Source organism: Nocardioides sp. NPDC051685 (genome assembly GCF_044453405.1).
Classification (GTDB): domain Bacteria; phylum Actinomycetota; class Actinomycetes; order Propionibacteriales; family Nocardioidaceae; genus Nocardioides.
The window spans coordinates 444066-469380 of the sequence record NZ_JBITCR010000003.1 but is presented as its reverse complement, the minus strand read 5'-3'; the positions used below and the strand labels follow the sequence as shown (position 1 = coordinate 469380).

27 protein-coding genes, 1 other RNA gene and 1 riboswitch are annotated in these 25315 nt (G+C 68.8%); of the genes, 5 read left to right on the top strand and 23 right to left on the bottom strand.

Annotated elements, in window-relative coordinates; translation table 11 throughout:
* Positions 1-12: 12 nt before the first annotated feature.
* Both ACIA03_RS12360 and ACIA03_RS12355 read right to left on the bottom strand, forming a co-directional pair.
* On the bottom strand, positions 13-579 hold the full coding sequence (locus tag ACIA03_RS12360) for a YqgE/AlgH family protein (protein WP_396982711.1): 567 nt from the start codon (positions 577-579) through the stop codon (positions 13-15).
* A 198-nt stretch (positions 580-777) separates the two neighbouring features.
* A complete protein-coding gene (locus ACIA03_RS12355) occupies positions 778-1311 on the bottom strand; it encodes a hypothetical protein (RefSeq protein ID WP_396982709.1) in 534 nt (177 codons plus the stop codon).
* A gap of 125 nt (positions 1312-1436) precedes the next feature.
* On the opposite strand from ACIA03_RS12355, the gene ACIA03_RS12350 reads away from it, so the two are divergent.
* Complete coding sequence (locus ACIA03_RS12350; RefSeq protein ID WP_396982707.1) at positions 1437-2126, top strand: TetR/AcrR family transcriptional regulator; 690 nt, start codon at positions 1437-1439, stop codon at positions 2124-2126.
* Between the two features lie 18 nt (positions 2127-2144).
* Here the strand turns inward: ACIA03_RS12350 and ACIA03_RS12345 are convergent, their stop codons facing one another.
* From ACIA03_RS12345 to ftsE, 14 genes are all read right to left on the bottom strand, one after another.
* The gene (locus ACIA03_RS12345) at positions 2145-3185 is read right to left on the bottom strand and encodes a DUF3048 domain-containing protein (protein ID WP_396982705.1); all 1041 of its coding nucleotides are present in this window, start codon (positions 3183-3185) and stop codon (positions 2145-2147) included.
* 92 nt (positions 3186-3277) lie between these two features.
* Positions 3278-4045, bottom strand: a complete 768-nt coding sequence (locus ACIA03_RS12340; protein WP_396982703.1) for an SDR family NAD(P)-dependent oxidoreductase — start codon at positions 4043-4045, stop codon at positions 3278-3280.
* Positions 4046-4135: 90 nt separating this feature from the next.
* Positions 4136-5290 carry a glycerophosphodiester phosphodiesterase gene (locus tag ACIA03_RS12335; protein ID WP_396982701.1) on the bottom strand — a complete coding sequence of 385 codons (1155 nt, stop codon included), beginning with the start codon at positions 5288-5290 and terminating at the stop codon, positions 4136-4138.
* Between the two features lie 76 nt (positions 5291-5366).
* Positions 5367-6278, bottom strand: a complete 912-nt coding sequence (locus ACIA03_RS12330) for a glycerophosphodiester phosphodiesterase (RefSeq protein ID WP_396982699.1) — start codon at positions 6276-6278, stop codon at positions 5367-5369.
* A gap of 223 nt (positions 6279-6501) precedes the next feature.
* Complete coding sequence (locus tag ACIA03_RS12325) at positions 6502-6996, bottom strand: hypothetical protein (RefSeq protein ID WP_396982697.1); 495 nt, start codon at positions 6994-6996, stop codon at positions 6502-6504.
* Positions 6997-7448: 452 nt separating this feature from the next.
* Complete coding sequence (locus tag ACIA03_RS12320; RefSeq protein ID WP_396982695.1) at positions 7449-7856, bottom strand: HIT family protein; 408 nt, start codon at positions 7854-7856, stop codon at positions 7449-7451.
* Positions 7853-8680, bottom strand: a complete 828-nt coding sequence (locus tag ACIA03_RS12315) for a hypothetical protein (protein ID WP_396982693.1) — start codon at positions 8678-8680, stop codon at positions 7853-7855. The genes ACIA03_RS12320 and ACIA03_RS12315 overlap by 4 nt, the downstream gene beginning before the upstream one ends.
* A gap of 37 nt (positions 8681-8717) precedes the next feature.
* Entirely contained in the window at positions 8718-9599 is an 882-nt protein-coding gene (locus ACIA03_RS12310) for a phenylalanine 4-monooxygenase (RefSeq protein ID WP_396982691.1), read from the bottom strand.
* Positions 9600-9852: 253 nt separating this feature from the next.
* Positions 9853-10224, bottom strand: a transfer-messenger RNA (tmRNA) gene (gene ssrA / locus ACIA03_RS12305).
* A 172-nt stretch (positions 10225-10396) separates the two neighbouring features.
* Positions 10397-10876, bottom strand: coding sequence for an SsrA-binding protein SmpB (gene smpB, locus ACIA03_RS12300; protein ID WP_008358688.1), 480 nt, complete (start codon positions 10874-10876; stop codon positions 10397-10399).
* Between the two features lie 51 nt (positions 10877-10927).
* Positions 10928-12199, bottom strand: coding sequence for a peptidoglycan DD-metalloendopeptidase family protein (locus ACIA03_RS12295; protein ID WP_396982688.1), 1272 nt, complete (start codon positions 12197-12199; stop codon positions 10928-10930).
* 75 nt (positions 12200-12274) lie between these two features.
* Positions 12275-13540 carry a peptidoglycan DD-metalloendopeptidase family protein gene (locus ACIA03_RS12290; protein WP_396982686.1) on the bottom strand — a complete coding sequence of 422 codons (1266 nt, stop codon included), beginning with the start codon at positions 13538-13540 and terminating at the stop codon, positions 12275-12277.
* Positions 13541-13564: 24 nt separating this feature from the next.
* A complete protein-coding gene (gene ftsX, locus ACIA03_RS12285) occupies positions 13565-14473 on the bottom strand; it encodes a permease-like cell division protein FtsX (RefSeq protein ID WP_396982684.1) in 909 nt (302 codons plus the stop codon).
* Between the two features lie 57 nt (positions 14474-14530).
* Positions 14531-15220, bottom strand: a complete 690-nt coding sequence (ftsE, locus tag ACIA03_RS12280) for a cell division ATP-binding protein FtsE (protein WP_045548285.1) — start codon at positions 15218-15220, stop codon at positions 14531-14533.
* A 74-nt stretch (positions 15221-15294) separates the two neighbouring features.
* Here ftsE and ACIA03_RS12275 point away from each other — a divergent pair, with 74 nt between their 5' ends.
* On the top strand, positions 15295-15912 hold the full coding sequence (locus tag ACIA03_RS12275; RefSeq protein ID WP_396982681.1) for a hypothetical protein: 618 nt from the start codon (positions 15295-15297) through the stop codon (positions 15910-15912).
* A 74-nt stretch (positions 15913-15986) separates the two neighbouring features.
* On the opposite strand, the gene ACIA03_RS12270 is transcribed toward ACIA03_RS12275, so the two are convergent.
* The 7 genes from ACIA03_RS12270 to ACIA03_RS12240 form a co-directional block, all read right to left on the bottom strand.
* Entirely contained in the window at positions 15987-16772 is a 786-nt protein-coding gene (locus ACIA03_RS12270) for an alpha/beta fold hydrolase (protein WP_396982679.1), read from the bottom strand.
* A 4-nt stretch (positions 16773-16776) separates the two neighbouring features.
* Positions 16777-17895, bottom strand: coding sequence for a peptide chain release factor 2 (prfB, locus tag ACIA03_RS12265; RefSeq protein WP_396982677.1), 1119 nt, complete (start codon positions 17893-17895; stop codon positions 16777-16779).
* Between the two features lie 143 nt (positions 17896-18038).
* Entirely contained in the window at positions 18039-18851 is an 813-nt protein-coding gene (locus ACIA03_RS12260) for a C40 family peptidase (protein WP_396982675.1), read from the bottom strand.
* A gap of 5 nt (positions 18852-18856) precedes the next feature.
* Positions 18857-19029: riboswitch (cyclic di-AMP (ydaO/yuaA leader) on the bottom strand.
* A 213-nt stretch (positions 19030-19242) separates the two neighbouring features.
* Positions 19243-19923: a response regulator transcription factor gene (locus tag ACIA03_RS12255; protein ID WP_350834014.1), complete on the bottom strand. Its 681-nt coding sequence runs from the start codon at positions 19921-19923 to the stop codon at positions 19243-19245.
* 14 nt (positions 19924-19937) lie between these two features.
* Positions 19938-20855: a non-homologous end-joining DNA ligase gene (ligD, locus tag ACIA03_RS12250; RefSeq protein ID WP_396982672.1), complete on the bottom strand. Its 918-nt coding sequence runs from the start codon at positions 20853-20855 to the stop codon at positions 19938-19940.
* Positions 20855-21835 (bottom strand): DNA ligase, encoded by a 981-nt coding sequence (locus tag ACIA03_RS12245; RefSeq protein WP_396982670.1) that lies wholly within the window; start codon positions 21833-21835, stop codon positions 20855-20857. Before ACIA03_RS12245 ends, ligD begins: the two co-directional genes overlap by 1 nt.
* Before the next feature lie 53 nt (positions 21836-21888).
* The gene (locus ACIA03_RS12240) at positions 21889-22467 is read right to left on the bottom strand and encodes a hypothetical protein (RefSeq protein ID WP_396982668.1); all 579 of its coding nucleotides are present in this window, start codon (positions 22465-22467) and stop codon (positions 21889-21891) included.
* 220 nt (positions 22468-22687) lie between these two features.
* On the opposite strand from ACIA03_RS12240, the gene ACIA03_RS12235 reads away from it, so the two are divergent.
* From ACIA03_RS12235 to ACIA03_RS12225, 3 genes are all read left to right on the top strand, one after another.
* On the top strand, positions 22688-23530 hold the full coding sequence (locus tag ACIA03_RS12235) for a Ku protein (RefSeq protein ID WP_396982666.1): 843 nt from the start codon (positions 22688-22690) through the stop codon (positions 23528-23530).
* A 108-nt stretch (positions 23531-23638) separates the two neighbouring features.
* Positions 23639-23998, top strand: coding sequence for a YciI family protein (locus ACIA03_RS12230; RefSeq protein WP_396982664.1), 360 nt, complete (start codon positions 23639-23641; stop codon positions 23996-23998).
* Positions 23995-25314 (top strand): RNA polymerase sigma factor, encoded by a 1320-nt coding sequence (locus ACIA03_RS12225; RefSeq protein WP_396982662.1) that lies wholly within the window; start codon positions 23995-23997, stop codon positions 25312-25314. The genes ACIA03_RS12230 and ACIA03_RS12225 overlap by 4 nt, the downstream gene beginning before the upstream one ends.
* Position 25315 lies beyond the last annotated feature (1 nt).

The following is a 25315-nucleotide window of genomic DNA, read 5'->3' as shown; positions in this document are numbered from 1 at the left end:
CTTACTAGCCCGCTAATTGAGTTCCGGATCCGGCGGGCGCGTGGCGTGGAAAGCCAGCTCCCCGGGCTGGCGCCGGAGCACCGCGGCCCACATCGAGCTGACGTCGTCGAGGAACGAGTCGTAGGGCTCGCCGTCGACGACGTACCAGGACCCCTCCTCCACCTCGTCCTGGAGCTGAGCGGCGCCCCAGCCGGCGTACCCGGCGTAGATGCGCAGCCGTGACAGCGTGCCGTCGACCAGCTCCACAGGGGTGTCGAGGTCGAGCAGCCCGAGGCGCCCGACCACCGGCCGGAAGCCCAGGGGCGGGTCGTCGGAGTCGACCAGGAGCGCGACCGCGATCGCTGCATCCTTGCTCACCGGGCCGCCCTGGAAGAGGACGTCGGGAACGGCGACCGACGTCGCCCACGGATGGAGCACCTCGGCGACCGGAACCGGCGAGGGCCGGTTGAGCACCACGCCCAGCGCACCGTCGTCGTTGACCTCGATCAGCAGCACGACGGTGTCGACGAAGTTGGGGTCGCGAAGCTCCGGGGTGGCTACCAGCAGCCGCCCGGCGCGTACGTCCTTCTGCTCCGTCATGACGCCATGATCGCACCATCCCGGTCACGTCAGCCGCAACAAGAAACCAACAAAGCACGCCGATCGGAACGAGAGAGGAAAGGCCCCGGGGCCGGCACTTAGGGAGTTGCGGAGGGAGATCCGCGGGAGGGACGCGCCGGCGCCCGGGGCCTTGGTCAGAGGGCAGTACGCAGCCCTTCGACAAGCTCAGGACAAGCCTCAAGCGGCTGCCGAGCGCACCGCCCGGAACATGTCGACAAGGCCGGCGAAGGGCCCGCGCTCGACGACCTGGGTGGCCGGCTCGTACTCGGCCCGGGCACGCGCCTCGATCATCGAGCCGAGGCGGACGCACTCGGCGTCGGCGAACGCGCCGCGACCGGCCATGACCGCGAGGGTCAGGTGCTCCTTGGCCTGCGACTTGGCCAGCGCGGTGGCCATCGCGTCGTCGACGGGAAGCGCGTGGTAGCGGTCGAGGACCTCGCGAACGCCGGGCAGATCGTCGGCAGCGCCGTGCCAGGCCCGGACGACGGCGTCCTCCAGATCCATCGGCTGGTTGGCGAGCTCGGTCTCGATGCGGCCGGACAGGCGGGTGTGCCAGCGCAGCTGCAGGGCGGCGAGCAGGTCGAGCTCGTCGGTGAAGGTTTCGGTGACGCCGGGAAGATCCATGGGCAGCAGGCCGTCTCGACGCTCGTCGATGGCGGCAACCACGCCGCGGAGGATCTCCCCGCGCCTGTGATGGCTGGTCCAGCTCATGTGTCGGCTCCTTGCGGAAGGTAGTGACTCACATACCGTGAGTACGTACCCATAGTATTGGACATACCGTCGGTATGGCCAATACCTCGGACGGTGATTCCCGACACGGCCGTTAGAGTGGACAGGTGGCAAAGTCGTCCGTGAGCAAGCTCGTCCCCAAGGTCCCCCCGCTTTCGTCGGTGCCGGGGATGTCGCGGAGGCAGCAGTTCTCCGCCTCGACGAAGAAGACCCTCGTCGAGGTCGCCGAGCGACTCTTCACCGAGCACGGCTACGCCAGCACGTCGCTGGACGCCATCGTCGCCGGCGCCGAGGTCACCAAGGGCGCGCTCTACCACCACTTCAGCGGCAAGCAGGCGCTCTACGAGGTCGTCTTCGAGAAGGTCGAGGCCGCGACCGCCCAGAGCATCGACGCCGCCATGCGCGAGACGAAGGACCCCTGGGAGCAGGCCCGCGCAGGGCTGCGTACGTTCCTGGAGGCCGTCCAGCAGCCCACCTACCGCCGCATCGTCGTGCAGGAGGGGCCTGCGGTCCTCGGCTACCAGCGCTACCGCGAGCAGGAGGAGCGCTCCACGTTCACCGTCGTCGAGGACATCGTCGCCGCCGTCCTGCGGGCCGGCGACCGGACCGTCGACGACGAGATGGTCGCCACCTTCGCCCGGCTCTTCTTCGGGGCGATGTCGGCCGCCGGCGAGTCCGTCACCGAGGCCAGCAACCCCGAGGACGCGGCCGAGCGCATCGAGCTGGCCGTGACCTACCTGCTGACCGGGGTCCAGACCCTGGCCAAGCAGGGCGTCAAGGTCGAGGACATGCGCTGACGCGCACGTGTCGGCGTCCTACCTGACGCGCACACCACCGGGCTCGACCTGGCCGTTGCCCTTCGGGATGAGGTCGAGCCAGACCTTGCCCGGCGGGATCTCGATCGCCGCACCCTTCGCGTCGGTGAAGGTGACCGCGCCCTTCTCGCCCTTCTTCACCCAGGTCGCCTCGACGATCTGGCCGGCGCGCAGGATCCATGCCTTGCCCCTGCCGGTGAAGTGGGAGACCGGCACGATCGCGCCGCCCGGGTCCTTGTAGGGGGCGATGGTGGTCTTGGTCTGGGCGACGACGACGGTGTCGGCGAGGAACTGGCCGCTCTTGGCCATGTAGTTGTTCTGCAGGTGGTACTTGCCGCCCCTGAAGAGCCAGTTGTCCGTGCGCGCCGCGGAGAACTTCACGTCGACGGCCTTGGCGGGCTTGCCGCCGGCCAGCTCGGTGGTCGCGTCACCCCAGGGCATGAAGTCGCCGGGACGCTTGGCCTTGCCCTTCTTCTCCGCGGCCTTGGCGACCTTGGCGACCTTGCCGACCACGCTGTGCAGGTAGTCGTGGGGCTTGCTGGTGTCGCGTACGACGTAGGGGGTGGACATGTCGATCCACGAGATGTCGTGCTTCTTCAGCTGCGCGAACGTGTAGGGGGCAGCGCCGCTGGTCATGATCTTCGCGCCGATCGGGGCGGCGATCCCGGCGTCGGTCGCTCGCATCGAACGGACCGGACCGGCCTCCTTCGGAAGCTGGGAGTAGTACGCGACGGCCAACCGCGTCACGCCACCCTCGACGAGCTCCTGGACGACCAGGTCCGCCTTGGCGACACCGTACTGCGGGTCGCTGGCCGAGGTGTTGTCGATCTTGACGATGTAGGCGGGGTGCTTGCGTGCGGCGGTCTGCCCCTCGGGGAGCTCGACGCCGGTCAGCGGCTCGTGGTCGGGCTCAGCCGGCGCGGACGGCGACGGCTTCGTCTCCTTGGGCTCCTCCGTGGAGCCACAGCCGGTCAGGACCAGCCCCGCGGCGGCCAGCGTTGCCGCAGCTCGCAGGAGGACCCCCGGGCGGGACGTACGCATCATCAATCTCCATCTGCATCGGCTCAGGTACCAAGACGAGTGTCAGACGGTAATCGCTGCCCCCAACCAGGCCGCGCCCGGGGTTCCCTAGATCAGGCGACCGTCGCCCCGCCGTCGACGTAGAGGGTCTGGCCGGTGATGTAGGAGGCCTCGTCGCTGGCCAGGAAGGCCGCGGCGGCAGCGATGTCGGCGGGCTCGCCGACGCGCTTGACCGGGTTGGCCTCGGCCGAGAGCTTGCGGAACTCGTCGACGTCGAGCCCGAGACGGGCCGCGGTCTGGTCGGTCATCTCGGTGGCGATGAAGCCCGGCGCGATCGCGTTCACGTTGACGCCGTAGGGGCCCAGCTCGATGGCGAGGGTGCGGGTGAAGCCCTGCACGCCCATCTTCGCCGCCGAGTAGTTGGCCTGGCCGCGGTTGCCGAGGGCCGAGGTGGAGGAGACGTTGATGATCTTGCCGTACTTCTGCTTCACGAAGACCGCCTGCGCCGCCTTCGACATCAGGAAGTGGCCCTTGAGGTGGACGTTCATGACCAGGTCCCAGTCGTCCTCGGTCATCTTGAAGAGCAGGTTGTCGCGGGTGATGCCGGCGTTGTTCATCAGGATGTGCAGGCCGCCGAGCTCCTCGACGACGCGCGCGACCGCGGCCTCGGTGTCCGCAGGCACGGCGACGTTGGCGCCGATGCCGACCGACTTGGCACCCTCCGCCAGCGGGAGCTTGGCGGCGGCCTCAACGGCGGCGGCCTCGTCGAGGTCGATGATCGCGACCGAGGCGCCCTCCTCGGCGAAGCGCGTGGCGACTCCGAAACCGATCCCTCGCGCTGCACCCGTGATGACTGCGACGCGTCCGTCAAAACGACCCATGACTCAAGCTCCTTTGGTTGTGACCGGCCCCACGAACACGTGCGGCCCCCGCCGACAATAGCGAGGGCCGTACGTCATGTCGCGAGGTGTCTACCGATTGGTAGCGACCCAGGCGTCGCGCGCGGCCACACCCAGATCGGGCTGGTCGGTGAAGAACGCGTCGACGCCGGCGTCGAGGTAGGGACCGACCTCGCAGCCGAGGTCACCGATCGCGATCGGGTCGGTGCCCTTGCGGCACTCGGTGGGCAGGTACTTGTTCTCGGCGCGCATGGTCCAGATGACGGTCGGCAGCCCGACGCGGTGGGCGCGGTCGGCGAGGTCGGTGGGCTCGCCCAGCGTGTTGTCGGCGTTGCGCGGGAGGAAGTAGTACTTGTACGGCGCCACCTGGTCGGCGTACTTCTTGATGCTTCGCAGGCCCCTGTCGGTGACCAGGTAGTCGTTGGTCACGCCGGTGCCGGCGACGACCTGGTCGTAGGGCGCGCCGCCGAAGTCGATCAGCTGGACCAGCGGCGTGTCGACCATGCGGTTGAGGTCCTCGAGGTTGCTGACCTCGAAGGACTGGATCACCGCCGCGGCACGCTTGCCGCCGAGGCCGTGGCGCTCGAGGCTCTTCGCGAGCGGCTCCTCCAGGGAGAGGCCGATGGAGTCGAAGTACGTCGGGTGCTTGGTCTCCGGGGCGACGCCGATGGTGCGGCCGGTCTCGGCCTCCTTGGCCTCGACCAGGTCGAGCACCTCCTCCAGGGTCGGCACCTCGAAGAGACCGTCGTAGGCGGTGTTGGCGGGACGGTCGCCCGGGATGCGCTCCTTGGCGCGCAGGGTCTTCAGCTCGGCGAGGGTGAAGTCCTCGGTGAACCAGCCGGTCAGCGCCTTGCCGTCGATGGTCTTCGTGGTCTTCCGGTCCGCGAACTCGGGGTGGGCGGCGACGTCGGTGGTGCCGGAGATCTCGTTCTCGTGGCGGGCGACGAGCACACCGTCCTTGGTCGAGACCACGTCGGGCTCGACGAAGTCGGCGCCCAGCTGGATGGCCAGCTCGTAGGAGGCCAGGGTGTGCTCGGGCCGGTAGCCGGAAGCACCGCGGTGACCGAAGACGATCGGCTCGGCCTGCTCGTGCTGGACCGCCGCGACGGCGGTCGTGGTGGTGGACGCCGCGGAGGCGGGATTCGAGACCAGAGCGGTCCCGGCAGCGAGCGCCGCGGCGGCGGCAAGCGTGAGAGCACGCATGCGAGTGGGGTTCAACGTGGTCATGCCCCGATCACACCGGCCCCGGGAGTCCCCGGGATCGGCGTGCGGTGAACGTCGCGTGACGATCTGCCGAAGCGCTTCAGGCGGCATCGCCCAAGTCTAGAGAGGCCGTACGCTGCCCGCCGATCACTTCGCGGAGCACATCGGGATGGTTGGTGATGATGCCGTCGACACCGCGGTCGAGGACGGCGCTCATGGTCTCGGCGTCGTCGACCGTCCAGGAGTGGATGTGCATCCCGAGCGTGTGCACCCGGGCGACGTAGCCGGCGTCGAAGGAGCCGAAGTGCGGGTTGATCTGGTCGGCCCAGGTGTAGCGGTCCAGGTCGGCGTAGGCCGGGGTGCCGAGCAGACCGACCGGCATCTCGGGCTGGATGCTCTTGTAGGTCTTCATCGAGTCGAAGTCGAAGCTCTGCACGCCGAGCCGGCCGGCGGCGACCGCGGAGCGGACGTAGCCGGGGAACGAGTCGAACTCGGCCGCGACCTGCTTCTCGATGCCCGGGTAGAGCTCGGGCGACTTGAGCTCCATCAGGATCCCGGACGGCGTCGGCCGCACGAGCTCGACCATCTCCGTCAGCGTCGGCACCGGCTCGCCGGCGTACTTCTCGCCGAACCAGGAGCCGGCGTCGAGCGTCTTGATCTCGGCGAGCGTGAAGTCCCTGACGTTCCACGGCGAGCGGCCGGGGAAGCGCTGCTCGACGTCGGTGGTGCGGGCCAGGGTCGTGTCGTGCATCAGCACCAGTCGGCCGTCCTTGGTGGCCTGCACGTCCGACTCGATCCAGTCGGCTCCCTGCTCGACGCCGAGGGCGAAGGCGGCGAGGGTGTTCTCCGGGGCGTACGCGCTCGCTCCCCGATGGGCCGTGACCGTGATGTCATCGGCCCGGTGCGCCTCGACGGCGTTGACCGCCACCGGAGCGAGCATCGTGCCTGCGGCCAGCGCCACGCCGGCCAGTGCTGAGGTGAAGGTCTTGGACGCGACGGACGACAGCGACATGACGCACTCCCGAGATCAGTGGATGACGACTGATCTCGAGTGAATCGGTCCCCGCCGACCGCGCTCCGACGGATTGATGGCCGAAGCCGTACGCCTCGGTGAACTCGGTCGGATCCCTATCGACGCGCGGTCTCCGACGGATTCCGCTCGCTATGACAGAGGACCCGGCCTGGTGAAACTTTTCACGAAGCCGGATCCTCTGTCATAGCGGCCCGGGATGGCGCTACTGCATGTACCGCGCTACCGGATGGGCCCAGTCAGCGGTGCAGTAGTAGGTCTGCAAGGTGTACCCGCGGCCGATATCCAGGTCCGCCGCAAGTTGGGTCTGACGCCGATCGTCATAGGTCGTCTTGTCCGCATCCTCGATCGGCCGCCAGACCTCGGTCCCGTCCCACTCGGCATCAAACTGGATCAACGCGTCGAGTGCAGCGCCGCAAGCGCATCGGAAGTAATCGGGCCCGGCCGGGCCCCAGAACGAAGCCGCACCTGCCCAGCCGCCCACCTTGATGCCCTGGGCCACCGCAAGTGTGTTGTAGCGATAGATCCGGTCCTCCCCAAGAGCTTCGCAGCACTCGACAGCCTCGACGAGATCACTGGGCAGCCAATCAGCCGTCGGGTATTCGGTGACTTGCTCGGGGTTGACGAAGCATGGTGCGGGGACGATGTCGGCCCAAACACGTTCGACCGGCGGCTCAGGAGGATCCGACAGCACGGTCAAGACGTCGGAAGATGACCGCCAGAACACCTGGAGATGCCCGTCGGCCGTGTGGTCGTCAGAGTCGATTCCCAGCGTCGGGCACCACATCATCTGAAGGAGGTCGGCACCAGGCGGGTGTGGCATGGCTGGGGCATCACGGAGATATACCTGAACGCCGGCGATGAGTGGGAGCGGATCAGGGCCGTCCTCATCGAATACATGGCTCCCAGGACACATGGGCCATGGCTCGTCAACCGGCCATAGCATCGGCCCACCGACCGAACTCTCGAGAGGTGTCGGACTGCCTGGACGCGGATGCAACCTCGTCGCCTGCCGAGCCAGTCCAACGATCCGAGGATCTACATCCTCGAGAGCGACCGGACGCGGTGGGGATGTCAGCGTGGTCAAATCGACCTCCTCAGGCGCTCGGACAAGATTCTCGGCGCGAGGATTCTTCCACAACCACCCGCGCATCAGCCCAGGACTGCGCGGAGCTTGTCGGCGTACTCCTTCTGCTCGCCGGCGGCGTACTTGTGACGGGGCCAGAAGAAGCCCTTGAGCCCGTCGCCGCGGCTGCGCGGGACGACGTGGAGGTGGAGGTGGGGCACCGACTGGCTGACCACGTTGTTGACCGCAACGAAGCTGCCCTGGGCGCCGAGGCCGTCGACGACCGCCGCGGCCAGGCGCTGAGCGTTCGCGACGAAGCGTCCGTGCAGGTCAGGAGGGAGATCGAGCAGCGTCTCAAGGTGCTGCCGGGGCACCATCAGGATGTGCCCCTTCTGCACCGGCCGGTGGTCGAGGAAGGCCAGGAAGCCGTCGTCCTCGAAGACGACATCGGCCGCGAGGTCACCGGCGACGACGTCGCAGAAGACGCAGCTCACGATTCGTCTCCCCACGACAAGGTCGCGACCACGAGGTCGACGGTCGGCAGGGCCAGGTCGGCGAGGTCCGGGTGCGGGAAGGAGTAGATCAGCCGCGACTCGTAGAGCCGGTCGGGCGAGGCGACCCAGCGCTCCCCCACCGTCGTGGTCTCGGCCTGCAGCGGATGCCGCACCATGCCGAACGGAGCCGGACGGCTCAGCGCGACCGCCAGCCCGGCCGGGCGCCGCCCGACCCGCTGCAGCCAGAAGGCCAGGAACGCGGCCCCCTGCTGGGCCGCCGCGTCCTTGGCCGCGGTCATCCACCGAGCCCAGTCGGGCTGCTCGAGCCTGGACCGCTGCACCTTCGGGAGGACCTTGTCGGCCAGGTCGGCGAGCTGGTAGTCGCGGACGTCCTCGTCGGACATGTCCACGACGTACCACTCCTGCGCCTTCGGCAGCCGCAGGTCGACGTGCGGTTTCGGGCCGAGCGCCTTGAGCACGTCCCTGATGCCCGACCGGAACCGGTTCGGCCCGGCCGGGTCGAAGGTGACGTGCCCGATCTCCTCGATGTTGGCCGTGAGGAACTCCCGCAGCCCGTCGGCGTTGCGCAGCTGCGCGCGCCGGCGGGTGTCCTCGGCGAGGAACGTCTCCAGCGCCTCCTGGGAGGAGAAGAGCATCGCTTCGTACGGTGGCCGGTTGCCGCGATCCCCGGGAAAGACCCTGATCCGGGCCTCGTCGAGCTGGGGAACGACAACCTGCCCCGTACGCAGCGCGGCACCGACCGCGTCGGCGTCGGCGGCAGCGAGCGCCACCTCCAGCGCGCGGTTGCGGTAGCCGTCGATCATCGTCCGAGGCTAACCCCTCGGACGTGATCGGATCGGTCTAGACGGCGCCGAGACGCTGTGGCGTGTCGTCGTCGCAGGTCGCGAAGAAGTTGCCGACCACATCGACCATGTGACCGAACGACTCCGCCGCGAAGAGCACCGGCTGGTAGTGGGTGATGTCGTAGTCGACCGTCGCCATCTGGGCGAAGTCGATCGGACGCACCTCGACCTCGTGCATCTCCTCGATCTCGCCGTAGGAGGAGAGCAACCCGGCCCCATAGGCCTTGATGTCTCCGTCCTCGTGGAGCACGCCGAACTCGATCGTGAACCAGAAGACGTCGGCGACGACCTGGAGCGCCTCCCTGGTCTCCACCCGGCGCGCGGCAGCGCCGGCGAGGCGCTTGACCTCGGCGACCTGCGGGTCGGCAAGAAGGTTCCCGTGGCCGATCACCTCGTGGATGATGTCGGGCTCCGGGGTGTAGAGCGGCACCGCGTGGTGACGCAGATACTGCGTCGAGTGGAACTGCCCGTCTGCCAGGCTCCCGTAGAACTCCTCCAGCGGGACGATCCCCGCGGCCGGGACGTACTCGAACCCGGTCAGCGGCTTCAGTCCCGCGCTCACCTCGTCGAGCTGTGGCACCCGGTCGGTCGGGAGGTTGAGGGCCTCGACGGCCGCGATGAAGTTGCGGCAGGCGTACTTGGCGTGCAGCGGCGCGATCTCCCGGCAGACCGTCCGCCAGATCTCGTTCTCCGTCTCGGTGTAGTCGATCCGGGGAACGGCCATCCCCGGCTTCCAACCAAGCGCAGCGGCAGCGATCTCGCTCCGTCGTGCGCGGTAGTCCTGGTCTGCGAACCCGGGGTGGTTGTCCCCCAGATGCACCTCGACCTGCCCGTCCTCGCCCACGGTGACGGGCGAGTAGAGCTGTCCTTCCTCGAACATCCTTACCTCCATGTGACGTACGCCTCACAACCCTATCGCGCACACCAGGAAAGCCCTCCTGCCAGGGAGGTGAACAACAGGAAGTCTTACGCTCCCCGAAACGCCAGCAGCACAGAAGTACGGCGCGCAGCGATCGACATCGACCACGCGCAACTAAGGGGTGCGGGGATATCCCCGCCGCGACGCGGAGCGTCGCCTATAAATGACGAACCGACGTGGCCCTCCATCTGGAGGGCACACGTCGGCCAGAGGTTCGTGGAGCTGCGGGGAATCGAACCCCGGTCCTCGAGCGCCGTGCCAGGTCTTCTCCGGGTGCAGTCTGTGGGTGGCGTTCTCTCATCCCCGGGGCTCGACGCAGACACGTCCCCGACAGGCTCAGCCGACTAGATGTCCCTCATGCCCCGTCGGCATGTGCATGAGGTGGAGTCTTCTAGATGACGCCTGGATCCGAGCCGAAGACGGATACTCGGTCAGACGCTTCGATCACCGCGTCAGGCGGCGAGAGCGAAGGAACTGCGCTTAGCGTTGGCAGTTATTGGTTTCCAGCGATCGTTTACGAGATGACGCTGGCTCCTCGACCCGCTTCCCCTGGGAGCAACGTCCCAAGTCGAAACCGATCAGCCCCTTTTGAGTTATCAATGCCTGCAACCAGGCAACAGGACAACACTACAGTCCCCCGCCGACATTCCCCACTCGGTTATTCACCGGCGGAAACCCGTCAGCCCGGCCGCCTTCGGCGGCGGGACCTCCTCGCTCGGCGCGAGGGCACGAGCAAGCTCGACCCTCGGCCTCGCTCGTCAGCCCTTCATCCCCTTGAGCTTGCGCCCGACCTCGACCTCGGCCTCCCGCTTGGCCGTACGCTCGGCGATGGTGTTGCGCTTGTCCCACGACTTCTTGCCCTTGGCGACGCCGATCTCGACCTTGGCGCGGCCGTTGAGGAAGTAGAGGGCGAGGGGGACGACGGTGAGGCCCTTCTCGGCGACCTTGCGCTCGATCTTGTCGATCTCGGCACGGTGCAGGAGAAGCTTGCGCTTGCGGCGGGCGGCGTGGTTGGTCCAGGTGCCGTTGAGGTATTCGGGGATGTGGATCCCGTGGATCCAGGCCTCGCCACGGTCGATGTCGACGAAGCCGTCGACCAAGGACGCGCGACCCTCACGCAGCGACTTCACCTCGGTGCCCTGCAGAACCATGCCGGCCTCGTAGGTGTCCTCGATGTGGTAGTCGTGTCGCGCCTTCTTGTTCTGCGCGATCATCTTGCGCCCCTGCTCCTTCGCCATTCCTCCATTGTCTCAGGCCCGGGGTCATGACCGCGAAACGTTTAGCCCCGGCTACAGACCGAGCATCGGCATCGGGTCGATGATCTCGCCGTCCCGGAGGATCATGAAGTGCAGATGGCACCCGGTGGACCAGCCGGTCGTGCCGGCGAGTCCGATGACGTCGCCGCGACCGACGGTGTCGTCGACCTCGCTGCGGTAGGCCGAGAGGTGGTTGTAGACGGCCGTGTAGGAGTGCCCGTTGATGTTGCCGAGGAAGAGGTGCAGACGGTTCCCGTACGCGTCGTTCCACTCCTGCGCGATGACGGTGCCCGACTCGGCGGCGAGGAGCGGTGTGCCGCAGGGAGCGTGCAGGTCGACGCCGTCGTGCAGCTTGTACTCCCCCGTGGTCGGGTGGGTGCGCATCCCGTAGGGCGAGGTGACGTACGAGTCCGCGACCGGCATCGCCAAGATGCCCACGAGCGTGTCGACGGTCCGGTTCTGCGCTCCCTCGGCGAGCGCGGCGATCTTCTCCTTGATCGCCGCGTCCTGCTTCTCGAGCTCGGCGAGGACCTTGCGGTCCTCCTCGGCCAGCTCGGCCGCCTTCTTCCTCGCCGCGGACGTCCGCGTCACCAGCGCGGCGATCTCGTCGCGGGCCTCGGCCGCGCGCACCCGGAGCCGCTCGGTCTCGGCGACGTTCCTGGCGGCTCTCCGCTCGGTGGCCGCCACGGCGGCGGTGGCACGGCGCTGGCCGCGCTCCCGGCGGGCGACCAGCCGCTCGCCGGCCTGCAGCCGCTCCAGCGTGCTGGCCTTGGACGAGGTCACCGCGTCGGTGTAGTTGCGCCGCCGCATCAGCTCCTCCAGCGTCGCCCCCTCGAGCAGCGCCGAGAGCTCCTGGAGGGTCGGGTCGCCGGTGGCGGTGAACTCCTCCAGGATCGTGTCGCGCAGATCCTCCCGCGACTCGGTCGCCCGCTTCCGCGCGGTGCGCAGGTCCGTACGCGCGGCGGCGAGCACCGCCCGCTGCCGCTCCAGGGACGCCTCGGCACGGCGATGCGCGCGGGTGGCCGCGCGCAGGCGTACGTCTGTCCTCTTCAGCCGCGACCGGGCGCCGGCCAGCTTCTTCTGGGCCCTGGCGAGGGCGGTGGTCGCTCGCTGCAGGGCGTCGCTGGAGTGCTCGACGGCGTCCCGGGCCGCCTCCTTCTCCTTCTCGATCTGCTCCTGCTGGTCCTCGAGCGAGTCGTCTGCTCGGGCGATCGGGGTGATCAGCGTCCCGGCGAGCACGCAGCCGACGAGCAGTGCGAGCAGGGGACGGCTACGGCGGGTGGCGCCGAGTCGCGCGGGGTACAACGGATTGCCTCCGGTGGCGGTGGGGGAACCGGACGAGCAGGAGACGATACCCCCATGGGTTCATCCGCCCCGAAGTCAGCCCAGCAGGGGCATCGGGTCGACCGGAGTCCCGTCGCGCAGGACCGTGAAGTGCAGGTGGCAGGCCGTGGACCAGCCGGTCGTCCCCGCATAGGCCACCGTCTCGCCGCGCCCGACCGTCCCGGAGCGCTTCGCGTAGCTCGAGATGTGGTTGTAGACGGCGGTGTAGGAGTGCCCGTTGACCCTGCCGAGATACAGGTACAGGCGGTTGCCCCACACGCTCGAGTACGAGGTCGAGATGATCTGCCCCGAGTCGATGGCGAGCAGCGGGCGACCGCAGGGCGCGTGGAAGTCGGTGCCGTTGTGCAGCGCGACGTAGCCGTAGATCGGGTGCTTGCGGATCCCGTAGGGCGAGGTGACGTAGGTGTCGGTCACCGGCATCCCGAAGAGCCCGCCGACCGACCCGACGTTGCGGTCGGAGCCGGATCCGGCCGAGGCGAGCGACCGGATCTTCGTACGCAGCGCCGACTCCTCCGCCTCGAGCTTGCGCAGCTCGGCGGCGTCGGCCGCCTTCGCCGCCTCGGCGGACCGCTTCGCGGTGGCCGCCCTGTCGGCCAGGGTGGCCATCTCGGCGTGGGCCGCCGCGGCCTGGTCGCGCAGCGAGTCGACCTCGGCGACCAGCTCCCGGGCCTTCTTCTCCTTGGCCGCGATCGCGTCGGTCGCCTCCTGCACCTCGCCCTCGCGGACGACGAGCATCGTCTCGGTCGCCTCCATCCGCTGGAGGGTGGCGTCCTGGCCCGCGGCGGCCGCGTCGACGTACGTCTGCTGGCGCATCAGATCCTCGAGGGAGCCACCGGAGAGCAGGGCCGCCGCCTGGGCGAGCCGCGGGTCTCCCCCGGTGAACCGGGTCAGGATCTCGTCGCGCATCTCCTCGCGCTGCGCCTTCACCTCGGCCTTGCCCTCGGCGAGCTCCCGCTTCGCCTCGGCCAGGAGCAGCTTCTGCTCGGCGAGCTCGGACTCGAGCTTGGCGTGGGCCGCCTGCACCTCCACGAGGCGCGCGTTGAGCTCATCGAGGCGGCTCTGGGCCTGGTCGAGCCTCTTCCGCGCCGCGGCGTACGTCGCCGATGCCTCGCGCAGGCCGGCGCTGGAGTGCTCGAGGTCCTCGGCGGCGGCCTTCTGCTCCCGCTGGACCTCGCGCTGCTCCTGCTCGAGACGGTCCTTCTCGTCGGCGGAGGACGGAAGGGTGGGCGAGAGCAGCACGACAGCCACCACGGCGCAGCTGAGCGCAGCGGTGAGTCTGCCGGCACGGGGGAAGGCGTGCACGCCCCAGACGCTAGGGGATCCGGGTCAGACCTTGATGTATTTGCGGGTGAGCAGGAGTGTCGGGACGAGCGTGAGCAGGATGCCGAGGACCGCCACGATCGCGAAGGAGCTGAAGAACTCCTCCCAGCCGACCCACTGGGTCACCGCGGTGGACGAGAGTCGCTGCTCGACGCCGAAGTACATCACCGCGGCGAGCGCCATCCCGGACAGCCCGATGCCGACCAGTGCCACCACGAGCGACTCCAGGAGGAACGGCAGCGCGATGTAGAGGGTCGAGGCACCGACCAGCCGCATGATCCCGATCTCGCGGCGGCGGGCGAAAGCGGCCAGCCGGATGGTGTTGGCGACCAGCAGCAGCGCCGCGATGACCAGCACGATCGCGCCGATCAGCGCCGCGCTCTGCAGCCCGTCGACGGCGGCGAGGATGGGGCCGGTGACCTCGTGGACGTCACCGACGTGGTCGATGCCGTCCAGGCCGGCGACGGCCTCGATGATCTCCGCGGAGTGGTGCGGGTCGGTCATCGTGACCCAGTAGGACTCCCACATGTCCCCGGCCTTGACCACCGGGTCCGGACCGCTGACGCCTTCGACGTCGAGGGCCTGGAGCCGCTTGTAGGCCTGCTCCTGGCTCTCCTCCTCGATCTTGTCGACGTAGCGGTTGTCCTCGAGGGCGTCGGTGATGACCTTCTTCTGGCTGTCGTCGACCGCACCGGCGCACTGCGGGTTGCGGTCGTTGGCGCCGTTGCACATGTAGAAGGTGATCTGCAGCTCGTCGCCCCAGACCTCCTCGGTCAGCTGAGCCTGCTCACGCAAGAGCAGGCCGACACCGGCCAGCGTCAGCGAGACGAGCAGGGTCAGGGCCACCGCGACGTGCATCGACAGGTTGCGGCGTAGCCCCTGGCGGAGCTCGGTGAATACATAACGCAGCTGCATGACGGGTCGAGAAACCTTTTCTGGGCGTGGAGCCTGGTCGGGGGTGAGGGCGCGGACTCAGAACTGAGCGCCGTAGCCGCCCTGGACCTGGTCGCGTACGAGGTGGCCGTGCTCGAGCTCGATGACGCGCTTGCGCATCTGGTCGACCATCTGGACGTCGTGGGTCGCCATCACGATGGTGGTGCCGGACCGGTTGATGCGGTCGAGCAGGCGCATGATGCCGACGGTGTTGCCGGGGTCGAGGTTTCCGGTCGGCTCGTCGGCAATCAGGATCATCGGCCGGTTGATGAAGGCGCGGGCGACGGCGACGCGCTGCTGCTCGCCGCCGGAGAGCTCGTCGGGCATCCGGTCGCCCTTGCCGTCGAGGCCGACCAGCTCGAGCGTCTCCGGGACACGCTGCCGGATCTCGCGGTTGGAGTGGCCGGTCACCTGCATCGCGAAGGCGACGTTCTCGGCGACGGTCTTGTTGGCCAGGAGGCGGAAGTCCTGGAAGATCGTGCCGACCTGGCGGCGCAGCCGCGGCACCTTCCAGCCGGCGAGCCGGTTGATCTCCTTGCCGGCGACGTAGACGCGGCCGGTGGTCGGCCGCTGCTCGCGCAGCATCAGCTTGAGCGCGGTCGACTTCCCCGAGCCGGACTGGCCCACGAGGAAGACGAACTCCCCCTTCTGGATGTCGATCGAAAGGCTGTTGAGGGCGGGTCGCGCCTGCCCTGGATAGGCCTTGCTGACCTTCTCGAAGCGGATCACCGGACCGAGGGTAGTGCAACGGTGGTGGGCTCAGCACTTCGGCTCGGAGATACCTGCCCCTGTACTCTGACGGCGTGCGCTCTGCTGTCCGGATCCTCATCGGTGCCGTAGTCCTCACCGCGATCGCGGTCGGGGTCGGGGTGCTCACCCTGAAAGACGACAAGCCGGAGACGCCCGAGGTGAAGGGCGACCTGAGCACCGCAGACACCACCACGATGCACGTACGCCGCGGCGCGTTCTGCGACCGCGTCCCGAGCAAGGACGCGACCGAGGCGCTCGGCGGCGCGGCCAGCGAGAAGAAGGCCTACGGCGACGGCGACCAGACCGCGATCTCGGGCGAGGTCAGCGACGTCGCCCAGGAGTACGGCTGCATCTGGACCGGACCCGAGGGCTCGGCGACATCGGCCCGCGCCTGGGTCTTCGCCCCGCCGGTCACCCTCGACTGGGCCACCCAGATGACCAAGAGCGTGCCCAAGGGCTGCAAGGCCGCGTCGAGCCCGGCGTACGGGAAGCCGTCGGTCGCCCTCACCTGCACCGACGCGAAGAAGCAGCCCAAGGTGGTCTTCCGCGGGCTCTTCGGCGACGCCTGGCTCTCCTGCGAGCTCACCGGCAAGGCCGGCGAGGCGACCGCGACGCTCCAGAAGCGCGCCTCCCGCTGGTGCCTGGTGGCCGCCACCGCGGCGGCGGCCTGACCGTCATTTGCACATTTGCACCACGCAAAGTCTAGTGCTTTAATCGACTTAGTCGCTCGGACTGGGTAGGCACCTCACCGGGCGGCGCGCGCCGCCGCGGGCACTGAGTCAGAGCAGAGCCGGCTGGCGAGAGCGGGTGGGGTCCTTAGGGATGGGGATCCCACCCGCGACGCGAGCCAGGCCAGGACGGCGTCGGCGAACTCCGCGGGCCTGTTGCGGTGCACGAAGTGCCCGACGTCGAAGTGGATCAGGTCGGCATCCGGGATCCGGCGAGCGACCCGGTCGAGGTCGGCCGGCGGGATGTGGCTGTTGCCGCCGCCGGCCACGATCAGGGTCGGCATGGACAGCAGCTCGAGCTGCTCCCACATCCACGCGTCGTACGTCGTCGCCTCGACCAGCAGGGTCGCGATGCACTCCCAGTCGTGAGGTATCGGCCTGGCCGGGCGCCCGGGACGCCTGCGCCGGCGCGGCGCGGGCGGCACGACGTCCTCGATGACCAGCCGGGAGACAAGGTCGGGCCGGTGCATCGCGACCAGGAGAGCGACGTTGCCGCCGGTCGAGTGCCCGACGAGCACGGCGCCGGAGATCCCGAGCGCGTCCATCGCCACGATGACGTCGTCGGCGATCAGCCGGTGGGAGTAGTCCGAGGCCCAGTCCGAGTCCCCGTGCCCACGCAGGTCGAAGGCGTGGACCCGGTGGTCGGCCGCGAACGGCGGCACCACGCCCTGCCACCCCTTCGCGCTACCTCCGAGCTCGTGCAACAGCACCATCGGCATCCCGTCCTCGGGGCCGTGGACGTCATAGACGTACGCCGCCCCGCGGCCCGGGAGTGGAAGCCTGGTGCGCGTCCGCGCAACCATCAGCTCAGTTCTGCTCGGCCTTCTCGGCACCGCGGCGCCACCGGATGCCGGCCTCGAGGAACCCGTCGATGTCGCCGTCGAAGACCGCCTGCGGGTTGCCGGTCTCGTAGGTCGTACGCAGGTCCTTGACGATCTGGTACGGGTTGAGCACGTAGTTGCGCATCTGGTCGCCCCACGAGGCGGCGACGTCACCCTTGAGATCCTTGAGATGGGCCTCCTCCTCGGCCTTCTTCAGCGCGAGCAGCTTGGCCTTGAGGACGATCATCGCGGCGGCCTTGTTCTGCAGCTGCGACTTCTCGTTCTGGCAGGAGACCACGGTGCCGGTGGGGATGTGGGTCAGCCGGACCGCGGAGTCGGTGGTGTTGACCGACTGGCCACCCGGCCCCGAGGAGCGGTAGACGTCGACCTTGATCTCGTTCTCGTCGAGTTCGATCTCGTCGGTCTGCTCCAGCACGGGCACGACCTCGACCGCGGCGAAGGAGGTCTGACGACGGCCCTGGTTGTCGAAGGGGCTGATCCGCACCAGGCGGTGGGTGCCGGCCTCGACGGAGAGGGTGCCATAGGCGTAGGGGGCGTGGATCGCGAAGGTGGCGGACTTGAGCCCGGCCTCCTCGGCGTAGGAGGTGTCGAAGACCTCGACCGGGTATTTGTTGCGCTCGGCCCAGCGGACGTACATCCGCATCAGCATCTCGGCGAAGTCGGCGGCGTCGACGCCACCGGCGCCGGAGCGGATCGTGACAAGGGCCTCGCGGGAGTCGTACTCCCCCGAGAGCAGGGTGCGGATCTCCAGGCTCTCGACGGCCTTCTTGACCCGGCCCAGCTCGGCCTCGGACTCGGCGAGCGTGTCGGCGTCGCCCTCCTCCTGGGCCATCTCGACCATCAGGCCGAGGTCCTCGATGCGGCCGCTCAGCTCGGTGAACTTGTTGAGCTCACCCTGCAGCAGGGAGAGACGTCCGGTGACCCGGGTGGCGTTGTCCTGATCGTCCCAGAGGTCGGGCGCGGCGACCTGCTCGCCGAGGTCGGCGATCTCCTTGCGCATCGCGTCCAGGTCCAGCACCTGGCCGATGGTCTGCATCGTTGCCTGGAGCTGTTTGATCTCGGTGTCGAATTCGGGGCCTGCCACGTCTTACAGGTTACTTGACCGGTGGTTCGCCGCCCGATTCGCCGACCGCCTCCACACATGCGCTCGCCCTCCGGCGGGGTACCGGAGGGCGAGCACCAGGGGGATATGTGGGGGTCAGCCCGTCGGAACGGGCCCCGAGAACCTCAGGCCTGGTGAGTCGAGCCGGCGAACCAGCCGTCCCAGGCAGTCTCTTCGCGGACGCTCGCGCCCGGTTTGGGGGCGTGCAGCATGATCGCCTGACCGTTCTCCCAGCGCAAGAAGATGCCGACGTGGTAGACCGGGCTGCCCCAGAACATCAGGTCGCCGCGCTGGATCTGGTCGTTCGGGATCGTCGGCAGCGCAGCGGCCTGGTCCCGCGAGACCCGGGGAAGCTCGATGCCGGCGGCGCTGAAGGCGTACTGCGTCAGGCCGGAGCAGTCGAACGAGCTCGGGCCGGTGGCACCCCAGACGTACGGGTCACCGATCTGCTCCGAGGCGACGCTGATCGCCCGGTCGATCCTGCCCTGGCGGCTCGCGGCGTAGGCCTTCGCCTCCGCCTCGGCCTTCTTCTTCGCCTCCGCGGCCTTCTTGGCCGCGATCGCGGCCTTGCGCTTCGCCTCGGCCGCCTTGCGGGCTGCCTCGGCCTTGCGCTGCTGCACCTCGACAGCCGTCTCGAGCTGCTTGATGTCGGTGAGCATCGCCGCGGGCGTGGCCGAGACGTCCAGGGTCGGAGCCTCCACCACCGTGGCCGCCTCGACGGACGACTCGACGGTCGTCTCGTAGGAGACGGGGGCGGCGTTGGCGGCGGGAACCGCCACCAGGGCACCGGCGGCGATTCCGCTGGCGAGGGTGATGCGGCCGGCGAGCTTGCCGTGGCCGCGAAGAGATCCTGCGATCGTCCGCACGATCGAGACGTTGGGCACCCGGAACGGGTGCGGCTTTCCTCGATGGGCAGGACGGGATACGGACTTGGACATGCGTGAGTTCCTTCCCACGCCTGCGAGGTGAGCTGTCGGGTTCGGGCTAGAAGGTTGCCCGGCCATCAAGCGATGGCTTCACCCCAAGCGACCGTCCGAGTTAGTCGCGTGGAACTTGGGTCCCCCGCTCCTGTCCCATACGTACTGCTGAGTGTGAGGGGTAAGGGGGTTCAGTAGTAGGGGCCGGCGTCCGGAGGGACAGGATTCGGCGTGTACCGGGGCCGGTCGTGCGTTGTGCACAGCTCAACCAAGGTGACATGCGATCTGGGACGGATCCAATCCAGAATGCTCGCATCTCGAGCACATTCCGCGTGGTTACGCGTGTTTTTGCCGTCGTTTGTGAGTCATCTCACGCAATGAACAGCCGTTTGACGCCGTGTTGAACTTGCAGTTACTCCGCCGCTTCCAGCCGGAACCCGACTCCGCGGACCGCGACGACCTTCTCCTGCACACCGGCGGCCTCGAGCTTCTGGCGCAGGCGCCCGACGGTGACGTCGAGGGTCTTGGTCGAGCCGTACCAGTTCTCGTCCCAGACCTCGGCCATCAGGCGGTCGCGGGAGACGACCTTGTCGCGGGAGGCGGCCAGGACGGCGAGGAGGGCGAACTCCTTGCCGGTCAGCGTGACCTCGCGCTCGCCGGCGTAGACCCGGTGGGCCGCGACGTCGATGCGCAGCGCGTCGTCGTCGGCGCCGGGCTCGACCGGACCCGAGCGGCGCAGCAGGGCACGGACCCGTGCCTGGAGGACGGCCAGCGCGAACGGCTTGGCCAGGTAGTCGTCGGCACCCGCGTCGAGCCCGACCACCAGGTCGATCTCGGCGTCGCGGGCGGTGAGGATCATGATCCCGCCCTCGTAGCCGTTGTCGCGCGCGGCCTTGCAGACCTCGAGCCCGTCCATGTCGGGAAGGCCCAGGTCGAGCAGCACGAGCTCGGCCTCGTAAGGGGGCGCGAGCAGCTCCAGCGCCTTCTTGCCGGAGTCGACCCAGGTGACGTCATAGCCCTCACGCTGGAGCGTGCGCACCAGCGGGGCGGCGATGTCCTCTTGGTCTTCTACGACAAGCACGGAGTTCGACATGAAGAGAACAATAGTTACAGCCCCGTAGGGCTTGTGAAGAGATCCCCCCTTTCAGATAAGCGCGTGATCACATCGTTAGGTCCGAGCTGATCTATACCGAGCGGATCCTCGGCCCCTTCCGCGACCTCGTCCCAGGTGACCGGGGCTGCGACCGTGGGGATCTCCTTGCCCCGCAGCGAGTAGGGACAGATCGTCGTCTTCGAGCCCGAGTTCTGCGACCAGTCCAGGAAAACCTTGCCTGACCTGCGGCTTTTGGTCATCGTCGCGGTCACCTTGCTCGGGTTGGCCTTCTGCAGGCTCTCGGCGATCTCCTTGGCCAGCCCCGTGGCCACGTCCGGTTCGACGGGCTCGGGCAGAGCGGCGTACAGGTGCAGGCCCTTGCTCCCGCTGAGCACCGGCGTCGCGGCGAGGTCACGGGCGCCGAGCGCGTCCCGCACCAGCAGTGCCACCTGGCAGCACTCCTGGAGGCCGGCCGGCTCGCCGGGGTCGAGGTCGATCACGATCCGGTTCGCGCCGGCCGGGGTGCCGTCGGCGTCGACGGTCCATTGGTGGACGTGCAGCTCCAGCGCGGAGAGGTTGGCGGCCCAGGTGAGAGCGGCGAGGCTGTCGAGGATCGGAAAGGTGAGTGTTCCTTCTTTGTGGTCGGCGGTTCGGGATCCCGTTGTCGGAACGACAACGGTGCGGACCCAGCTGGGGGTGCCGGCTGGTGCGTTCTTCTCGAAGAACGACATGTCGCCGACGCCGTGGGGCCAGCGGATCCTCGTCACGGCACGGTCCTGAAGCTGCGGGAGGAGCACCGGCGCGACCTGGGCGTAGTAGTTGAGCACCTCCCCCTTCGTCATGCCGGTGCGCGGATAGAGGACCTTGCTGAGGCTGGTCAGGGTCAGGACCCGGCCGTCCACCTCGACGCGTACCTCTTCTCGTTCGACCATCACAGATCCTCCGGCTCGATGTCCTCGCGGATGCCGACGAAGCTCGGCTGCCGCAGACGGCCCTTGTAGCTGGCGGCGGCGACCGCGGTGCCGTGGGTCTCCACCTCGACGACGAGGAGCGGCTCGACCCAGTGCGTCCCGCGCGCGTCCACGGACGGCACTCCCCCGTCGGGGTCGATGTCGGGCCCGGCGAACGGGTTCCGGTCGGTCTCGCGGAGCAGCTCCCCGAGCCGCTGTGCCCGCTTGCCGGTGATGCCGCTGCCGACCCGCCCGCGGTAGATCAACCCGTCCGGCGTCGGCTGCCCGACGAGCAGGGCGCCGAGACGCTCGGTGCCGCCCTCGGTGCCGACCTCCGGTCGCCAACCCCCGACGACGAGCGAGGCCCGGTATCGGTGGGCCAGCTTCACCCAGTCCTTGCTCCGCTCACCCGGCCGGTAGCGGCTGTTGCGACGTTTGCAGACGATCCCCTCCAGGCCTTGGGCCCGGGTCACCTCGTGGAGCATGCGTCCGTCGTCGTACGTCGGGGGCACCTGCCAGCTCGAGAGCCCACCGCTCTCGAAGAGGTCCTCGAGGAGCCGGCGTCGTGCGGTCCACGGCTCCTCGATGAGCAGCCGGCCGTCGAGCCGGAGGAGATCGAAGATCATGTACGTCGCCGGGATCCGCTCCGCGAACCGCGCCGCCCGGCGGGCGTCGCGGTTGTGCATCCGGTCCATGAGCACCCGGAAGTCGGGAAGCCCGGCATCGTTGAGCGCGATCACCTCGCCGTCCACGACGATGTCCCGCTCCGGGCCCGTCGCGATCTCGGGCCAGGCGGGGGTGGCGTCGTTGTCGTTGCGCGTGGTCAGCCGGGTCTGCGTACGTCCTTGCTCGGATTCTCCGATGAGCCGGATCCCGTCCCACTTGACCTCGTGCACCCACTCCTCGCCCGGTGGGACGTGGGCGCCGGCGGTGGCCAGCATGGGCCGGAGCGTCGAGGGCATACCCCCATCCTGCCCCTACGGCGAGCTCGAGCCGGGCAGATCCGAACGGATCATCACGGCCATTCCACGTCCACACGGCATGCCTGCGGGGCGTGCGGAAGCGTCAGCACCGCACCGTACTCCCAGCCATAGGTGGTCAGCTCCAGGCGGACCAGGTCGTCGCCGGACCCCCTGGTCAGGACGGCCTCCATACGGCTCGGCCCGAGGGCATCAGCGCCTTCGACGAGGCCCTCGGCCCCGACTCTCCAGCCCAGCGCCTCGAGGCGGTCGACCAGGAGACCGAACTCCGAACGCGCGACCCTTCCGGGCCCGTTCTCGGCGGCTAAGGGGTCGTAGGGCCCCTGCCAGTAGATGCCCGCGTTCGGTTGATAGGCCGTCTGGGTCGAGTCGTCATACAGGCAACCGACGACCCCGGCATCGAGGTTCAGTGTCGTGCCCGGTGGCCCCTCGATCGCCATCACCTCGTCCGACCAGGGCTCCAGGTCCTTCATCACCTGCTGCTCCACGGTCGGATCGACCGAGTAGACCCTCGGCGCGATCACCCACGAGATCGCAGCAGCTGCTCCGACCATCAATGCGCAGTAGGCGACCCCGACCACCACGACGACGGCGACAACGCTCCGGACAGTCACGGAGACGACTCCGTCTGGCATTTCCACGCATGTGCGTGGAAATGCCACCGCATGTCCTGGCCGAGGACGTCAGATCCGCACATGTGCACCGTTCTCGCGAGCTTCGCCCGGATCGTGCCTGTCGCGGCGCATGGACGTCGTGCTGGAGGAATGATCTTCCCCAAATTCGGATACCGGCAGATACTGGCTTATCAGATGCCATTTGACGAGGGGATTCACGATGCGTGCGATCTGGAAGGGTGCGGTCTCGTTCGGGCTGGTCAGCGTGCCCGTGAAGCTCTACTCGGCGACGGAGTCCCACGACGTCTCGTTCCGTCAGGTGCACCAGTCCGACGGGGGCCGGATCCGCTACCAGCGGATCTGCTCGACCGACGGCGAGGAGGTGCCCTACTCCGAGATCGCGAAGGGCTATGAGACCGAGGACGGCGAGATGGTCGTGCTCACCGACGACGACTTCGCCAACCTGCCGACGACCTCCTCGCGCGAGATCGCGGTGGAGAAGTTCGTGCCGAGCGACCAGATCGACCCGATGCTCTTCGAGAAGAGCTACTACCTGGAGCCGGAGAACACCGGGGTCAAGCCCTATGCGCTGCTGCGGCAGGCGCTGCTCGACGCCGACCGGGTCGCCCTGGTGACGGTCGCGCTGCGCCAGCGCACCACGGTCGCGGCCCTGCGGGTGCGCCCGACCGACAACGGCGACGTGATCGTGCTGCAGACGATGATGTGGCCCGACGAGATCCGGGTGCCCGACTTCAAGGTCGAGGCCGGCGAGATCAAGGACTCCGAGATCAAGATGGCCAACATGCTCGTCGAGACGCTCGCCGGCGACTTCCATCCCGAGGAGTTCTCCGACGACTACGCCGACGCCGTCGAGGAACTGGTCAAGGCCAAGATCGAGGGGGGCGAGGTCGAGCGGACCCCCACCTCCACCAAGACCTCCGGCGAGGTCGTCGACCTGCTCGCGGCGCTGCAGCGCTCCGTCGCGGCCGCGAAGAAGTCGCGTGGCGAGGAGGTCCCCGAGGAGGCCGGGGAGAAGAAGACGAAGAAGTCGAAGGCGTCTTAGGACACGTACAGAAATATTCTGGTGCGGACGTGTCGAAAGCGGGAGGCTCTTCTCGACGCGTAGGCGACGACGCGCAACGGACGCGCCGCCGATCGCAAGGAGAAGCAGATGCGCTACATGATGTTCGTGAAGATGGCTCCCGACGCCGGCCCGCCCCCGGCCGCGCTGATGCAGGCGGTGGAGGCCGAGATCAAGCAGCAGTACGCCGACGGCATCCTGCTCGACGCCGACGGGCTCGGTCCCGCGGTGGAGATCCGGCTGACCGCCGGCGAGGTGACCCACATCGACGGGCCCTTCGCCGAGGCGAAGGAGGTCGCGGGCGGGTTCTCGCTCTTCGAGGTCCGCTCGCAGGACGAGGCGATCGAGCTCGGGCGCCGGATGATCCAGCTCCACGAGGAGCTCTGGCCCGGGCAGGACGTGGCCGTGGAGATGCGGCCGCTGTTCGGTCCGCCGACCCCGGCTGAATGACCTCTACCACCGAGGACGCGATCGTCGCGGTCTGGCGCAACGAGTCCGTACGTCTCCTCGCCGGCCTGGCGCGGATGACGCACGACCTCGACCTGGCCGAGGACCTCGCTCAGGATGCCCTCGTCGCGGCGCTGGAGCAGTGGCCGCGCGAGGGCATCCCGCGCAACCCCGGCGCCTGGTTGATGTCGATCGCGAAGCGGCGAGCGATCGACGGGTTCCGCCGTGATGAGGTGCTGCGCCGCAAGGTCGCCCTGCTGGGCCACGAGCTGGAGGAGGGTGAGATGCCTGACCTGGCTGCCGCGGTGGACCACATCGAAGACGATGTGCTGCGGCTGATGTTCCTCTCCTGCCATCCGGTGCTGGCTCCCGACTCCCGTACGGTGCTGACGCTGCGGCTGGTGGGCGGTCTGACGACCGCCGAGATCGCGCGGGCCTACTTCGCCAAGGAGTCGGCCGTCGGCCAGCGGATCTCGCGGGCCAAGCGCACCCTGGCCGAGGTCGGGGCCTCGTTCGAGCTTCCTGTGGGTGAGGAACGGGCGGCTCGGATGCGCGAGGTGATGCAGACGATCTACCTGGTCTTCAACGAGGGCTACGCAGCGACGTCGGGACCGTCGTGGACCCGGCCCGAGCTGTGCCTGGAGGCGATGCGGCTGGCCCGGATGCTGGCCGCGCTCGCCCCGGGCGACCCCGAGGCGCAGGCGCTGCAGGGGCTGCTGGAGATCCAGGGCTCGCGGCTGGCGGCCCGGGCCGACGCGGACGGTCACCCGGTGCTGCTCGAGGACCAGGACCGGACCCGGTGGGACCAGCTGCTGCTGCGGCGTGGTCTGGCCGCGGTCGACCGCGCCACGGCGCTGGCCTCCTCCGGCACCCCCGGCGGGAGCTACCTGGTGCAGGCGATGATCGCCGCGTGCCACGGCCGCGCCCGGCGGGCCGAGGACACCGACTGGACCGAGATCGCGCGCCTCTACGACATGCTCGCGACCGGTGTCCCGGGCGCGATCATCGAGGTCAATCGCGCGGTGGCGCACGGGCGCGCCTTCGGTCCCGATGCCGGGCTGGCCATCTTGGCGGCACTCCCCGAGGGAGCGCTTCCGGGGTCGCATCTGCCCGCCGGCGTACGTGGTGACCTGCTGCACCGCGCCGGGCGGCACCGCGAGGCCGCGGCGGCGTTCGACGAGGCGGCCTCGTTGACCACCAACGCCGGCGAACAGGAGCTTCTCGAGAAACGTGCGGCCGCGTGTCGAAACGACGGAGTCTCGTCCGACGCGTCAGTATCAACCGGGTCTCATGGGGCTCGACCACCGCGACAGAAGTGAG

Excerpts from the sequence above, each read along its gene's own strand:
- ACIA03_RS12255 (WP_350834014.1), bottom strand. The coding sequence starts at position 19,923 with ATGTCGAACTCCGTGCTTGTCGTAGAAGACCAAGAGGACATCGCCGCC.
- ACIA03_RS12225 (WP_396982662.1), top strand. The coding sequence starts at position 23,995 with ATGACCTCTACCACCGAGGACGCGATCGTCGCGGTCTGGCGCAACGAG.
- ACIA03_RS12355 (WP_396982709.1), bottom strand. The coding sequence starts at position 1,311 with ATGAGCTGGACCAGCCATCACAGGCGCGGGGAGATCCTCCGCGGCGTG.
- ACIA03_RS12245 (WP_396982670.1), bottom strand. The coding sequence starts at position 21,835 with ATGCCCTCGACGCTCCGGCCCATGCTGGCCACCGCCGGCGCCCACGTC.
- ACIA03_RS12360 (WP_396982711.1), bottom strand. The coding sequence starts at position 579 with ATGACGGAGCAGAAGGACGTACGCGCCGGGCGGCTGCTGGTAGCCACC.
- ACIA03_RS12310 (WP_396982691.1), bottom strand. The coding sequence starts at position 9,599 with ATGTTCGAGGAAGGACAGCTCTACTCGCCCGTCACCGTGGGCGAGGAC.
- ftsX (WP_396982684.1), bottom strand. The coding sequence starts at position 14,473 with ATGCAGCTGCGTTATGTATTCACCGAGCTCCGCCAGGGGCTACGCCGC.
- ACIA03_RS12345 (WP_396982705.1), bottom strand. The coding sequence starts at position 3,185 with ATGCGTACGTCCCGCCCGGGGGTCCTCCTGCGAGCTGCGGCAACGCTG.
- ACIA03_RS12230 (WP_396982664.1), top strand. The coding sequence starts at position 23,639 with ATGCGCTACATGATGTTCGTGAAGATGGCTCCCGACGCCGGCCCGCCC.
- ACIA03_RS12335 (WP_396982701.1), bottom strand. The coding sequence starts at position 5,290 with ATGACCACGTTGAACCCCACTCGCATGCGTGCTCTCACGCTTGCCGCC.
- smpB (WP_008358688.1), bottom strand. The coding sequence starts at position 10,876 with ATGGCGAAGGAGCAGGGGCGCAAGATGATCGCGCAGAACAAGAAGGCG.
- ACIA03_RS12340 (WP_396982703.1), bottom strand. The coding sequence starts at position 4,045 with ATGGGTCGTTTTGACGGACGCGTCGCAGTCATCACGGGTGCAGCGCGA.
- ACIA03_RS12315 (WP_396982693.1), bottom strand. The coding sequence starts at position 8,680 with ATGATCGACGGCTACCGCAACCGCGCGCTGGAGGTGGCGCTCGCTGCC.
- ACIA03_RS12330 (WP_396982699.1), bottom strand. The coding sequence starts at position 6,278 with ATGTCGCTGTCGTCCGTCGCGTCCAAGACCTTCACCTCAGCACTGGCC.
- ACIA03_RS12270 (WP_396982679.1), bottom strand. The coding sequence starts at position 16,772 with ATGGTTGCGCGGACGCGCACCAGGCTTCCACTCCCGGGCCGCGGGGCG.
- ACIA03_RS12235 (WP_396982666.1), top strand. The coding sequence starts at position 22,688 with ATGCGTGCGATCTGGAAGGGTGCGGTCTCGTTCGGGCTGGTCAGCGTG.
- ACIA03_RS12260 (WP_396982675.1), bottom strand. The coding sequence starts at position 18,851 with ATGTCCAAGTCCGTATCCCGTCCTGCCCATCGAGGAAAGCCGCACCCG.
- ligD (WP_396982672.1), bottom strand. The coding sequence starts at position 20,855 with ATGGTCGAACGAGAAGAGGTACGCGTCGAGGTGGACGGCCGGGTCCTG.